Origin of the sequence: Prevotella sp. AM23-5, from assembly GCF_003473645.1 — a bacterium.
GTDB classification, from domain to species: domain Bacteria; phylum Bacteroidota; class Bacteroidia; order Bacteroidales; family Bacteroidaceae; genus Prevotella; species Prevotella copri_A.
In genome coordinates this window covers 18,134-31,526 of record NZ_QUCG01000016.1, presented here as the reverse complement: position 1 = coordinate 31,526, position 13,393 = coordinate 18,134, and the positions used below count along the sequence as shown (strand labels likewise).

At 50.0% G+C, this 13,393-nt stretch carries 11 protein-coding genes; 6 read left to right on the top strand and 5 right to left on the bottom strand.

Annotation, left to right across the window (positions count from 1 at the left end; genetic code table 11):
- The first annotated feature begins 15 nt into the window (after positions 1-15).
- Positions 16-624, top strand: coding sequence for an aminotransferase class IV family protein (locus DW657_RS05815; protein ID WP_367400143.1), 609 nt, complete (start codon positions 16-18; stop codon positions 622-624).
- On the opposite strand, the gene DW657_RS05810 is transcribed toward DW657_RS05815, so the two are convergent.
- The 3 genes from DW657_RS05810 to DW657_RS05800 form a co-directional block, all read right to left on the bottom strand.
- Positions 619-1,509 carry an MBL fold metallo-hydrolase gene (locus DW657_RS05810; protein ID WP_233546624.1) on the bottom strand — a complete coding sequence of 297 codons (891 nt, stop codon included), beginning with the start codon at positions 1,507-1,509 and terminating at the stop codon, positions 619-621. The two genes, DW657_RS05815 and DW657_RS05810, sit on opposite strands and share 6 nt — an antisense overlap.
- 65 nt (positions 1,510-1,574) lie before the next feature.
- Entirely contained in the window at positions 1,575-1,841 is a 267-nt protein-coding gene (locus DW657_RS05805; protein ID WP_233546623.1) for an Rpn family recombination-promoting nuclease/putative transposase, read from the bottom strand.
- A 279-nt stretch (positions 1,842-2,120) separates the two neighbouring features.
- Positions 2,121-4,022, bottom strand: coding sequence for an SLC13 family permease (locus DW657_RS05800; RefSeq protein ID WP_118311759.1), 1,902 nt, complete (start codon positions 4,020-4,022; stop codon positions 2,121-2,123).
- A gap of 197 nt (positions 4,023-4,219) precedes the next feature.
- On the opposite strand from DW657_RS05800, the gene DW657_RS05795 reads away from it, so the two are divergent.
- Together DW657_RS05795 and DW657_RS05790 are read left to right on the top strand one after the other, a co-directional pair.
- A complete protein-coding gene (locus DW657_RS05795; RefSeq protein WP_118311758.1) occupies positions 4,220-5,548 on the top strand; it encodes an inositol-3-phosphate synthase in 1,329 nt (442 codons plus the stop codon).
- A gap of 326 nt (positions 5,549-5,874) precedes the next feature.
- Positions 5,875-6,360, top strand: a complete 486-nt coding sequence (locus DW657_RS05790) for a low molecular weight protein-tyrosine-phosphatase (protein WP_118311757.1) — start codon at positions 5,875-5,877, stop codon at positions 6,358-6,360.
- A gap of 3 nt (positions 6,361-6,363) precedes the next feature.
- Here DW657_RS05790 and mnmA read toward each other — a convergent pair whose 3' ends face one another.
- Positions 6,364-7,491, bottom strand: a complete 1,128-nt coding sequence (gene mnmA / locus DW657_RS05785) for a tRNA 2-thiouridine(34) synthase MnmA (protein ID WP_118311775.1) — start codon at positions 7,489-7,491, stop codon at positions 6,364-6,366.
- Between the two features lie 299 nt (positions 7,492-7,790).
- Here mnmA and DW657_RS05780 point away from each other — a divergent pair, with 299 nt between their 5' ends.
- The 3 genes from DW657_RS05780 to DW657_RS05770 all read left to right on the top strand — a co-directional run bounded on the left by DW657_RS05780 (position 7,791) and on the right by DW657_RS05770 (position 11,996).
- Positions 7,791-9,479, top strand: a complete 1,689-nt coding sequence (locus DW657_RS05780; protein WP_118311756.1) for a putative transporter — start codon at positions 7,791-7,793, stop codon at positions 9,477-9,479.
- Between the two features lie 19 nt (positions 9,480-9,498).
- Positions 9,499-10,938, top strand: coding sequence for a threonine/serine exporter ThrE family protein (locus DW657_RS05775; RefSeq protein WP_369973466.1), 1,440 nt, complete (start codon positions 9,499-9,501; stop codon positions 10,936-10,938).
- A gap of 146 nt (positions 10,939-11,084) precedes the next feature.
- The gene (locus DW657_RS05770; RefSeq protein WP_118311755.1) at positions 11,085-11,996 is read left to right on the top strand and encodes a LysR family transcriptional regulator; all 912 of its coding nucleotides are present in this window, start codon (positions 11,085-11,087) and stop codon (positions 11,994-11,996) included.
- A 292-nt stretch (positions 11,997-12,288) separates the two neighbouring features.
- On the opposite strand, the gene DW657_RS05765 is transcribed toward DW657_RS05770, so the two are convergent.
- Positions 12,289-13,167, bottom strand: coding sequence for a DMT family transporter (locus tag DW657_RS05765; protein WP_118311754.1), 879 nt, complete (start codon positions 13,165-13,167; stop codon positions 12,289-12,291).
- Between the last annotated feature and the right edge of the window lie 226 nt (positions 13,168-13,393).

The window sequence follows — 13,393 nt, the reverse complement described above, 5'->3', positions numbered from 1 at the left end:
ATTACACAAAAAATTATGAGAATTATGAAACAGCAATTTGTAGAAACAATAAAAATCAAGAACGGCAAGGCCCTGGCCCTGCCCTATCATCAGGCAAGAATGGAGAGAATCATCCGCAGGTTCTTCCCATCCATTGCATCAGAAGAAACGAATCTTTCATCCCTCATTTCTCCCAAAGAAGAAATGAACCTTTACAAGGCACGAGTAGTTTATGGCGCCCAGGGCGTGGAAGCCATCGAGTATGCCCCCTACAAGATGAAGGAGATTCATTCCCTCAAGGTGGTAGAGGATGATTCCATCGACTACACCTACAAGAGCACAGACCGAAGTGCGCTCAACGCCCTGGTAGCCCAGAAGGGCGATTGCGATGAAATTATCATCGTAAAAAACGGCCTCATAACAGACACCTCCTTCACCAACCTCGCCCTTTTCGACGGCAAGAAATGGCTCACCCCCAAGCATCCTCTGCTCCAAGGAACCAAGCGTGCCCAGCTTCTGGAAGCCGGCATCATCGAGGAAGCCGACCTCACACCAGAAGACCTCAAGAAGGCAGAAAAAGTGAGCCTCTTCAACGCCATGATAGATTTCGGAGAGCGGGAAGTGGAAATCCAGAGAATCCTATAGATCAATCACTTCCAAATCATCCGGAACGAAGATTCTACCCTTGAAGTTCTCAGCAACTTCACGGGTATAATTTTCTTTACGGGTAGCAAGAGTCTTCTCCTCCGTATGATAAAGAATGAGATTCTTCACCCCCAGTTCCTCCGCCAGTTTTCCGGCATCAAGCGCCGTGCTGTGGCATTTCTCGTAAGGCTTGAACGTATCGCGGTCGGCATAAAGGCAGAACGCCTCGCACATCATCCAATCCGCCCCCTCAATGTAGCGGCGGTTCTGCTCATTATAAGGCTCATCGCCCAGACACGCCAAGACCAAAGGTTTAGCATGATTTTCAGATGCAGCTTTATCGGATGCAGCCTTATCTTCTGAAACATTATCTTCTGAAGTTCCTGGCAACTCAGCCCGGAATCCGAACTGCTTCTCCTTAGTAGATTGAATATCAAAGCATTCCAGCTTCATATCCCCCACCTCGAAACAATCGCCATCTTCCAGCTGATGGAACACCACCCTTTCAGCCACCTTCGCCAGTTGCTTCTTGGCAAGAATCATGTCGATAATGGTCTTGATCACCTTCATCACCTTGTCGTTTCCATACACATGCAGCAATCCCTCGTAACCCTTGCATTGTGCCACCATACGGATTACCCAGATCACGCCCAGCACGTGGTCGGTATGGGCATGGGTAACGAAGAGATGATGAATATCAGAAATCTGAACATTCGCTTTCTTCAGCTGCGAGAGGATTCCGTTTCCTCCGCCCGCATCCACCAGCAGCAGAGTGCTGGAAGTCTTGAGCAGAAAACAGGTGTTATAAATCTGGGAAACCGTAGCATTTCCCGTTCCGAGCATCGTAATTTGATTCATCTTTTCGCTATTTTCGTTATGATTCATATTTATTTTATCTCAATCTCCTCATCATCAGGAATAACAGCCTTAATACTCTCATCGTATTTTTCCTACTCCTCACTACTCAAGCATCGAACATCTGCCAATTTCGCAAGATGATCGAGCATCTTCTTTTGTTCCGCTAAAGGCAAATTTTTAAATACTTCATCCATTTCCATATACTTCAATACATAAATCCACTTTTCAAAACCACTCTCGCATTCTTCCTCACTCTTATTAAAGAAAGGAAGAGAAAGATAGATAAAACGAAGCTTGTCAGAAAAAATAGTGTCACTAGACTTCTCCCTCAAAGCAACGTCTGTCCTAAACTTTGTCACCTCATGCTCCTTTGGCATAAAATATCAGCAAGTCCTTGCTGAACTCTTGACCGAAGAGACGCTTGAAGCCCCAATCGGTAAAAGGGTTGATGTATCTACCCATAATTGATTATTTTAGATTCTATAAATCTGCTGCGAAGATACGCTATTGAAACTGCCAAGAAATTATAGGATTTTCTTTCTGACTCCGACCTTGACTCTCGTGCTTACAGCGTATAGCTGCTTAGCACATTATTGAATTATTAACGAACTATTGTAATAAGAAAACATTACCTTAATTTAATAAGGAAACAGCAGCGGCAGGACGAAGGTCATCACCACGCCGATGACAATCTGCAACGGCAAACCTACCTTTACATAATCCATAAACGTGTAGCCACCCGCCTTCATCACCAGCGCATTAGGCGGAGTTGAGAACGGAGAGGCGAAGCACATGCTGGCTCCCAGGGTTACCGCAAAGAGGAAGGAGTATGGACTCACCCCCACCTGCTGGGCTGCCACCAGGGCAATAGGCGCCATGAGAACCGCCGTGGCGGTATTGCTGATAAACATCGTCATCAGCGAAGTAGTGAAGTAGATGCCCGCCAGCAGAGCCGTTGGTCCCATCGCTCCCAGACTATCCACCAACCCCTGAGATACCAATGCCGAAGCACCCGTCTTCTCCAGCGCCGTTGACATCGGCATCATGGCGGCTATCAGCACGATGCTCTCCCAGTTGATGGTCTTGTAGGCAGCCTCCACGTTGCGGAAACATCCGGCAAAGACGGTGAGCAGTCCGGCGATGATGACCGCCGTAACCGGAGCCACCGGGATGAAATCGAACACCATCATGGCTATCATCAGCAGCATGATGGCAGCAGCCACAGGCGCCTTGTAATCCAGCAGAACCTTGTCGGCAGCCTTCTCCGGCTGATCCAGCACCACCCAGTTGGAAGTATCGGCAGTAAGATGCGCCAGGTTGGTCCATTCGCCCTGCACCAGCAGCATATCGCCCACGTGCAGCTTGGTGGCTATCAGATTATCCGTGATGTATTCGTTGCCGCTTCTGCCACCCTCCGAAGAAGAGGATGATGAACCTCCGCCTCGCTTCACACCCAGCACGTTGATGCCGAATCGCTTGCGCAGGTTGGCATCGCCAATGCGCAAACCGGCAAAGTTGGAGGTAGGCATCACAACGATTTCCGTCAGTCCCAGGTCGTAGAAATCTATCTTCACGTCCTTCATCCTCCTCAGTCCGTAATCCTGGGCAAAGCGCTGCATCTTCTGCTCGTCACCTATTATATATAGTATGTCGTGCTCCTGAATGGTACTGCTGCTCTTCGCCATGTTCTGGTTTACGTCCTGCACCAGTCCGAGTCTCGATTTCTTCTCGTTTCTAATCTCGATGATACTCACTCCGTATTTTTTCTGGATGCTGAGTTCCTTCAGGGTCTTTCCCACGATGTTCATCGGCTCGCCGTTTTCATCCTTGGCGGCAGAAGTCCGGTTGCCTGGCACGATGTAGCGATGCAGATTGTCGAGCAGGCGGTATTCATCCACCAGGTCGTCGAGCGACTTGGTTTTCTTCTTCTTTCCGCTCTGTTTCCTGCTGAGGAAGATTTTGCTGAGCGGCATGAGCACGATGATGCCGATGGCGATGACGATGATGCCCACTGGGAAGAAGGAGAAGAAGGCGAGCGGCTTGAATCCCGACTCGGTAAGCACCTCGTCGATAACCAGGTTGGGCGGTGTACCGATGAGGGTGAGCATTCCACCCAGGCTTCCGGCGAAGGCGAGCGGCATGAGGAAGCGCGACGACTGCATGCCCGAACCTGCTGCCAGGCTCATGATGATAGGCATCATGAGGGCCACCGTTCCGGTATTGCTCACGAAAGCTCCGATAAAGGAGGTTACGAGCATCACCAGCAGGAAGGTGATGGTTTCGTTGCCGCGCGAGAGTGCCATCAGTTTATTGCCCGTCAGCTTGGCGAGACCAGTCTGCATGATGGCTCCACCCACCACGAAGAGTCCGATCATCATGACGACGATGGGCGAAGAGAAACCAGCCAGAGCTTCGGCTGGCGTAAGAATTCCGAAAACCAGGAGTGCTGCCAGGGCTGTGAGCGCCACGATATCGGCTCTCACCTTGCCCCAAATAAACATGGCAACCGTAATGATCAAGATACTAAGCGTTATTGTCATGCTATAAAAAACTTTGAATTTTAAAAATATGATGCAAAGATACTTACTTTTTCTCGCTTTTTTCACTTCCATAATGCTAATTTTTCTAAATTTATAGCAGATTATAGGGGAAAACTGCACTTTATTCATCAGTTTTCAGTACCTTTGCCCTCAAATCAATCAATCAAATAAAAAGAAGACTTAATAATTCATTAGAAATGGAACAGAACAATGTAAAACCAGCTGATGGCAAGCTGGGTATTATGGTTGTAGGTTGTGGTGCAGTATCTACTACATTCATGACAGGTGTGCTGATGGCCCGCAAGGGACTTACCAAGCCAGTAGGCTCAATGACTCAGTACGACAAGATTCGTGTGGGCAAGGGCGCAGACAAGAAGTATCTGCACTACAAGGACATCGTTCCTCTTGCCAACCTCAACGACATCGTATTCGGCACCTGGGATGTCTATCCTCAGAATGCCTATCAGGCAGCCATGTATGCCGAGGTTTTGAAGGAGAAGGACATCAACCCTGTGCGCGAGGAGCTGGAACAGATTGTTCCGATGAAGGCTGCATTCGACAAGAACTACGCCAAGCGCCTGGACGGCGACAACGTGAAGGACTGCAAGACCCGCTGGGAGATGGTAGAGGCGCTGCGCCAGGACATCCGAGACTTCAAGGAGAAGAACGGCTGCTCTCGCATCGTTGTTGCATGGGCTGCATCTACAGAAATCTACGTACCGGTGGACATGGAGATTCACGGCACATTGGCAGCTCTCGAGGCTGCGATGAAGGCTGACGACCGCCAGCACATCGCTCCATCCATGTGCTACGCCTACGCTGCCCTTACCGAGGGTGCTCCTTTCATCATGGGTGCTCCTAATACTACGGTTGACATTCCTGCCATGTGGGAACTCGCTGAGAAGACCCAGATGCCTATCGCAGGCAAGGACTTCAAGACCGGTCAGACCCTCGTGAAGAGTGGTTTCGCTCCTATCATCGGCACCCGCTGCCTGGGCTTGAACGGATGGTTCTCTACCAATATCCTGGGCAACCGCGACGGTCTCGTTCTCGATGAGCCAGCCAACTTCCATACCAAGGAGGTGAGCAAGCTCTCTACCCTGGAGACAATCCTGAAGCCAGAGGAGCAGCCAGACCTCTACGGCCACGGCAACGACGAGGACACCCAGTATTATCATAAGGTACGCATCAACTATTATCCACCTCGCAACGACAACAAGGAGGGCTGGGACAACATCGACATCTTCGGATGGATGGGTTACCCAATGCAGATCAAGATCAACTTCCTCTGCCGCGACTCTATCCTTGCAGCTCCATTGCTGCTCGACCTCTGTCTGCTGAGCGACCTTGCTGCCCGTGCCGGCCGTTATGGCACCCAGCGCTTCCTGAGCTTCTTCCTCAAGGCGCCAATGCACGACTACACCAAGGGCGAAGAGGCTGTGAACAACCTCTACCAGCAATATACCATGCTGAAGAACGCCATCCGTGAGATGGGCGGTTACGAGGCTGATGAGGAAATCGACTAAGATTTTTCCGATAAAGGACTGAAGTGGATGATTTCACCCACACGCCCTGAAAGGGCAGAAGCTCCTAGCCCAGGGCAACACCCTGGGTACAAACAGCAACCATCAAGGCGCCCTGTAAGGGCAAAAGCTTCATTACCAACACTTTAAAGCTTTTGTCCTTACAGGGCGTATGTTTATAACACCGAACAACCCAGGGCGTTGCCCTGGGCTAGGAGCTTCTGCCCTTTCAGGGCGTGTGGAGCTTACTTGCAAGGGATGGAGCATACTTTCTGAGCATATGGAGCTTACTTGCAAATATTGACAAACATCTAATAAATATCAGAAGAATGACAAAGAAAGGTAAACATACCGTATTATTCATCTGCCTGGGCAACATCTGCCGTTCGCCTGCAGGCGAGGGCATCATGAAGAGCCTGGTAGAAAAAGCAGGACTGCAGGATGAGTTTGAAATCGATTCTGCAGGAATCGGAAACTGGCACGTAGGTCAGCTGCCCGACAGCCGCATGAGAAAATGCGGAGCTGAGCATGGCTACAATTTCAACAGTCACGCCCGCCAGTTCCAGAAATCCGATTTCGGGAGATTCGAAACCATCGTAGTAATGGACAACGAGAACTACCGCGCCATCACCTCCATGGCTTCCAGCCAGGCTGATAAGGACAAGGTGGTGCGCATGGCAGATTTCCTGACCCACCATCGTGAATACACCACCGTGCCCGATCCATACTACGGCGACTACAGCGACTTCGAGCTGGTAATCACGCTCCTGGAAGATGCCTGCCAGGGATTACTGAACAGCCTCGTAGAAGAATAAGAATTATACAGTAATCTCACCCGAACCATAGCAGCGATGATGATTCTCATCATACACCACGCAGAACTGGCCGGGAGCCACGCCGTGGATTGCCTCTTCTGAATGTATCATCCAGCGGCCATCTTCGAGTTTTTCGATGGTAGCAGGATGATACTCCGGCGTATGGCGAATCTTGAACGTTACTTTCTGCATCGCCACCTCGCGGGTGAGGAAATGGAAATCCTGCAATGGGAAATCTTTCTTGTACGCCGTCTGAGGATCGTAGCCGTGACTCACGTAGAGAATGTTCTTCTCCACATCCTTCTTGATTACGAACCAAGGTCCGCCGCCGAAGCCCAGTCCCTTGCGCTGGCCGATGGTATGGAACCACAAGCCCTTGTGGGTGCCGATTCGCTTGCCCGTCTCCATCTCTATCACGTCGCCCGGTTTCTCGCCCAGGTATCGGCGGATGTAATCGTTATAGTTGATCTGTCCCAGGAAGCAAATTCCTTGACTATCCTTGCGCTTGGCATTAATGAGATGTTCCTCTTCAGCTATCTCACGAATTTCATTTTTAATGTGATGACCGATAGGGAAAATCGCTTTTCGTAATTGCCAACTCTCTATCTGAGCCAGAAAATCGGTCTGGTCCTTTACGGGGTCAGGACTCGTGACGAGCCATTTATCGCCGTTTTCATCCGTTTCGGTCTGCGCATAATGACCTGTGGCGATGAGGTCGTAGTTGTGGCCCATCTTCTCATCGAAGGCACCGAACTTGATGAGTCGGTTGCACATCACATCAGGGTTCGGGGTGAATCCAGCCTTCACTTTGTCCATGGTGTAGCGGGTCACCTCGTTCCAGTATTCCTGGTGGCAGTCTATCACCTGCAGCTTGCAGCCATACTTGCGTGCCACGGCGGTAGCCATCTCCAGGTCCTCCTCAGAAGAGCAGTCCCATTCCTCCTTTTCTTCCGGTCCTATCTTGATATAGAAGCAGTCAGGGTGCAGGCCCAGTCGGGCAAACTCCCATACCACTACCGAACTATCCACGCCGCCCGAAAGCAGCACCGCCACCCTCTTGTCCTTTACCTCAGCAAGGAAGAGCTCGTCTCTGGTCTCCAGTTCCTTCTCTCTTGGAGTATCCGTTATCATCTTATTGTTATTATCCATTGTCTATTCGCTATTATTCATTTGTGAAGGCAAAGTTACAACAAATTCTGCGAAAAGCCGCCATCTTATGCCGAAAAATCTCATATTTCGCCTAAATGTTTTCTCCTGCGCTACATTCTCCCCGTTATCCGCTCCTTCCTCTATCGAAATTTTCAATAGCAGAAATCGACTCATTCCAACACCAATCCTTTTTTGCTTTCGATTTTATCCATACCTTTGCAATCGAAAATCAGAGAAATGCGGTTATAGTAAAAATCAATAACATAGTTTAATATAAGAACATGGATATCTTAAAAAATCTGTTTTATGGCTTCCCTGATCTGTGGGGAGGCGGAGTAGCCCACTCCGTGCTGATCCTGGCGTTGGTCATCACCCTGGGTTTGAGTTTAGGAAAGTTGAGAGTAAAGGGTGTTTCCCTGGGATTGGCATGGATTCTTTTCATCGGCCTCATCTTCGGTCACTTCTCTCTCAATCTCGATGAGCATCTGCTCCACTTCCTCAAGGAGTTTGGACTGATTCTCTTCGTCTATTCCATCGGTCTGGAGGTAGGACCAGGTTTCTTCGCTTCGTTCAAGAACGGTGGCAAGAGCCTCAACCTGCTCAGCATCATCGTAGTAGCGCTGAGTATCGTCACCACCCTTGCCATCTTCTCGTTCTCGGGAACATCCATCACCTCTATGGCAGGTATCCTCTCGGGTGCCGTTACCAACACCCCGGGACTCGGAGCTGCCCAGCAGGCATTCAGCGACCTGCGCCACATCGATGCTCCATCCATCGCAGCCGGCTACGCCATCGCCTACCCTATGGGTGTGCTCGGCGTCATCCTCTCCTTTATTATATTAAGGTATGCGCTGCGCATCAACAAGAGCGAAGAGGAAGCTGAAGCCAAGCGCGGTATGGGACACCTGGAGGCGATGACCCTGAACACCTTCTCGGTAAAGGTGACCAACCAGATGGTATTCGGCGACACAATTAAGCAGATGAGAGAAATTCTGAAGCGCGACTTCATGGTTTCCAAGATTATCCGCAAAGATAGCGATAAGCACGATGAGGTGGTAAACGGACAGACCCGAATCAACGAGGGCGACATCCTGCAGATTGTAGCCAACCCTACCGTAGAAGAGCCAGTCATCGCCCTGCTCGGCGAGAAGGTTCAGGTGAGCGAGGAGAAATTCGGTGAAGACCTGATTACCCGCCGCATCCGCATCACCAAGCCAGGCATCAACGGCAAGAGCATCAGCCAGTTGCAGATTCGTTCAAACCTCGGTGCCAACATTACCCGAGTAAACCGCAACGGTGTGGATCTGATTGCTACTCCACAGCTGAAGCTGCAGCTGGGCGACCGTGTTACCGTGGTAGGTACAGAGCTTGCCATCGCCCATACCGAGAAAGTTTTGGGTAACCAGATGAAGCGCCTCAACTACCCTAACCTGATTCCTATCTTCCTGGGCATCATGCTGGGTTGTATCGTGGCAAACATCCCATTCTTCATCCCTGGCATCAACGAGAACCTGCGTCTCGGATTGACCGGCGGCCCTCTGGTAGTTGCTATCCTGATAGGTTATTTCGGTCCGAAGTACAACCTCGTGACCTACAACACCATCTCTGCCAACCTGATGCTCCGTGAAATAGGCATCTGCATCTTCCTGGCTTGCGTGGGACTGGGCACCGGCGAACAGTTTATCCAGACCGTGGCATCAGAAAGCGGAATGACCTGGATTCTCTATGGCATCGCCATCACCATGATTCCAATCATCGTGGGCGGCATCATCGGAAGATACGTGTTCCACATCAACTATTATACATTGCTCGGAGTGCTGGCAGGCGCCAACACCAATCCATCTGCCCTGGCTTACGTACGTGAGCAGACATCAGCAGATGCACCATCTGTAGGCTATGCGAATGTTTATCCATTCGCCATGTTCCTCAGAATCGTAACCATTCAGATCATCATTTTCGTATTCGGATAAATATATGACAGAAAAAAACATGAAAATCTGCGATTGCGCAGACAACAGCAAGAACACCTGCAAGGAAATCGCAGAAACAGAACTCAGAAGGAAACTCGACTTATTATTACGTACAGGCAGCATTCTCATGGAGAGTGCTGCCGACACCTCGCGCATTATGCGTACGATGAAGCGTGCTGCAGCGTTCCTCGGTCTCGACGAACGCTACATGCACCTTTACATCAACTGGAATGTGCTGATGGTGAACTACAGCGACGAGGAGCATTCCTTCTCCAAATTCCAGCGTTGCGAAAAGCACGGCATCAACCTTACCTCCATTTCGCTGGTAAGCAAGCTCACCTGGCAAGCTATCAAGGATAACTATTCGCTCGAACAGTATGAGCAGGCACTCAACGATATCAAGTCCACTCCACGCAGCTTCACCCCATGGCAGGTGGCTATAGGCGGCGGATTTGCCTGCGGCGGATTCTGCATCCAGTTCGGTTGCGACTGGCCAGCATTCTTCTTCTGTTCCCTGGCAGCCATCCTGGGCTTCCGCCTGAGAATGTTCCTGCCTACCAAGGGCTGCAACAACTATGTAGCCATCGGTATTTCGGCATTCGTGGCAACGCTGATTGCGTGGCTCACCTCCTTCCTTTCGCTCAATCCAGCCATCGCAGCCGCCCTTCCGGGCTTCATGCATTCGGCTACCCCTTGGCACCCATTGATGGCGTGCGCCCTCTTCATCGTGCCGGGAGTTCCGCTGATCAACTTCGTGAGCGACATGCTCGACGGCTACATCGAGGTGGGAATGGTTCGTGCCCTGAACACCCTGCTGATGCTCTTTGCCATGGCATTCGGTATTGCCTTTGCCATCCAGGTGTGCCACATCGACAACTTCGTGAAGGATCTCACCATGACTCCTCACCACGAATACTGGGAGTTCGCCATCGCGGCAGCCGTATCAGCCATGGGCTTCTCTACCATCTTCAGCATACCTAGACGCCTGTTGCCAGCTGTGGCTGTGGGCGGTATCATCGCCGTTTGCTTCCGCAACTTCGTCAACCTGGGTCCATCCAATGGCAACATCGGTCTCGACATGGGCTTGAGCATCGGTTCGCTTGCCGGTTCTGCGCTCATCAGCGTCATCGTAATCAAGGCACGCCACTGGTTCCACACCCCTCACCAATGCATCACCATTCCTAGTGTCATCCCAATGGTACCTGGAGTCTTGATGTATCGTGCCCTGTTTGCCTTCATCGACATGCACGGCGTGGTAGGCGAGGTAACCGTGGGAATGAACAACCTGATCAAGGCTTCGCTCGCCATCATCTGCATCGCCCTGGGTGTAGCCATTCCTAATGTATTCTTCCGCCGCTTCATCGCCGACAACCGCAAGCGCAAGCTGCTCAACATGCTGGTGGAGAGAAAGAAGAAGAATGGCGAATTCGTGGATCTGCACGAAGTGGAAATCAAGTAAGAATCAGTGTTAATCTGCGTAATCTGTGGGACATTGAACCCCACGGATTACAGGATTTATCTGATTATTTTGCCCGAAAGCAGGGCTAATTAAAATAAAAGTTTTATCTTTGCACGCGTAATTATAAGACTAGTGAAAAAAGGAAAATGGAAATACGACAACTCAAATATTTTCTGAAGGTGGCCGAGACGCTCAATTTCTCGGAGGCATCGCGCAAGCTCTACATCACGCAGAGTACCCTCTCGCAGCAGATTTCGCATCTGGAGCAGGAAATAGGCTTGCCGCTCTTCGAACGTAACTCGCACGAGGTTTATCTCACCGAGGCAGGAAAGGAGCTTCTTCCCTATGCCCAGAATGCCGTAAACTGCACCATGGCATGCGTTGACCACATGAACGACCTGAAGGAGATGCTCACCGGCGAACTGAACATCGGCGTTACCTACTCCTTCAGCAACATCATGGCAGAAACGCTCATCGCCTTCCTCCATGCTTATCCTCACGTGAAGCTGAACATCCAGTACCGTTCGATGCAGGAGCTGATGGATGGATTGAAGAAGCGTGAGCTCGACCTTGTGCTTGCCTTCAAGCCAATCAAGACAGACAAGGCGATTGACAGCCGTGCCATCTTCAGCAACCGTCTGGCGGCGATCGTGAACGAGAACCATCCCCTGGCACGACTTTCATCCATCAAGCTCTCAGAGCTGGAACGCTACGACCTCATCCTTCCATGCAAGGGGCTGCAGGCTCGCAACGCCTTCGATTACCTGATAGAGGGCAAGGATCTCGACTTCAAGATCATGGTAGAGGTGAATAATGTGAACATCATCTTCGACCTCCTGCATCGCAGCAACCTGGTAACGGTTCTTTCAGAATCCACCACCATCCTGGAAAAAGGCATGAGAGCGATTCCGATAGATGCTGCCGACAACGAGATGGATGGCTGCATCCACATCCTGAAGGATGCGTACATGAAGAACTCGGCGCAGGAGTTCATCCGCATGCTGAGCCAGAGCACCAGCATCCTCGCCAATTTTGCGCTGAAGGATATTCTGAGATAGAATCGGGAAAGGACAGAAAGCTTTTGCCCTTTCAGGGCGACAGGCTTGCGTCCATAATTACCCAGGGCGGTGCCCTGGGCTAAGAGCTTCTGCCCTTTCAGGGCGTACCGAGCTAAAAAAACAAAGGCGTGCTGAGCACAAGAATAAAATGAAATAAAGGGAAGATTGTAATTCAATCTAAAAAGGCTGTCTCCGACTTGATTGCGGAGGCAGCCTTCATTTTTTTATTTCTAATAAAAGTTCTTGCTCTTTAAAATTGAGAATGCATTATTTTTTTGTTTAAGAGAATGCATTATTTCTTTCGGGCGATAATGATGGTTACACCAGCCAGGATAGCAAGGATGCCGATGGCAAGCTGGAAGGAGAAACTCTCGCCGAAGATACAGACGCCGATGATAACTGCCGTTACAGGCTCCAACGCTCCCATGATGGCAGCAGGAGTACTGCCGATGAGATTGATGGAAATCGTCATGAAGAAGAGCGACAGTACCGTTGGCAACAACGCCAGCTGGGCAGCATAGAGCCAATGCATAGGAGTCTGCAGCATCTGAATCTTCTCGCCTGCAATAAACGAATAGATGAACATCGTGATGAGTCCGAACAACAGGATGTAAAAGGTGAACTTGATGTTCGACATTCCCGGATTCTTCCATTGGTTCACGGAGATGATGTAGAGCGCATAGAGCAGGGAAGAACACATCACCAGCGCAAAACCAGCCGTGCTCAACTTATCGTTTCCATCGCCCTGATAAAGCAAGCCCACACCCGATACAGCCAGGAGGATAGCCAGGGTGGTGGACCACGTCACCTTCTCATGGAAGAATACCGTCATCAGAATCGCCGTCATAATCGGATAGACGAAGAGGATGGTACTGGCAATACCTGCCGCCATGTAGTGGAAACTCACATAGAGCGTGGCAGAAGAAAGAGAGAACATGCAACCCAGCGTAGCGAGTCGGATCAAGTGTCCCCACTTTACCTTGAAACTCTCCTTGCGGAACAGCATCACCACGGCAAACATCACCACAGCCAGGAGATAGCGGTAGATGAGTACCGAACTGGAATTGAATCCATCCCCATAAAGTTCCAACGTACCCAAAGGATTGGTACCATAACACACGGCGGCTACAACACCCGCCGCAAAGCCCTTAACTTTATTACTGCTTGTCATTGAACTAAAAATGCTTTTTTTATTTTACTAAGTTTTTTCTTATACCTTATTATATAATATCATTTCTTTCGAGAATCTATTCTGAGAATCAATATCGAGAATCTATTCTGAGAATTTATTTCGAGCTGCAAAAGTACTGTATTTTTTCGAGAGAAACTAACAAAATCGTATAAATCTCTTGCCATCTTTGAGAAAATCAGCCCGATTCTTGCTCTTTATCAAAATA

Coding starts and splice junctions, on each gene's coding strand:
- DW657_RS05815 (WP_367400143.1), top strand. CDS start 16: ATGAGAATTATGAAACAGCAATTTGTAGAAACAATAAAAATCAAGAAC.
- DW657_RS05810 (WP_233546624.1), bottom strand. CDS start 1,509: ATGAATCATAACGAAAATAGCGAAAAGATGAATCAAATTACGATGCTC.
- DW657_RS05800 (WP_118311759.1), bottom strand. CDS start 4,022: ATGACAATAACGCTTAGTATCTTGATCATTACGGTTGCCATGTTTATT.
- DW657_RS05795 (WP_118311758.1), top strand. CDS start 4,220: ATGGAACAGAACAATGTAAAACCAGCTGATGGCAAGCTGGGTATTATG.
- DW657_RS05790 (WP_118311757.1), top strand. CDS start 5,875: ATGACAAAGAAAGGTAAACATACCGTATTATTCATCTGCCTGGGCAAC.
- mnmA (WP_118311775.1), bottom strand. CDS start 7,491: ATGATAACGGATACTCCAAGAGAGAAGGAACTGGAGACCAGAGACGAG.
- DW657_RS05780 (WP_118311756.1), top strand. CDS start 7,791: ATGGATATCTTAAAAAATCTGTTTTATGGCTTCCCTGATCTGTGGGGA.
- DW657_RS05775 (WP_369973466.1), top strand. CDS start 9,499: ATGAAAATCTGCGATTGCGCAGACAACAGCAAGAACACCTGCAAGGAA.
- DW657_RS05770 (WP_118311755.1), top strand. CDS start 11,085: ATGGAAATACGACAACTCAAATATTTTCTGAAGGTGGCCGAGACGCTC.
- DW657_RS05765 (WP_118311754.1), bottom strand. CDS start 13,167: ATGACAAGCAGTAATAAAGTTAAGGGCTTTGCGGCGGGTGTTGTAGCC.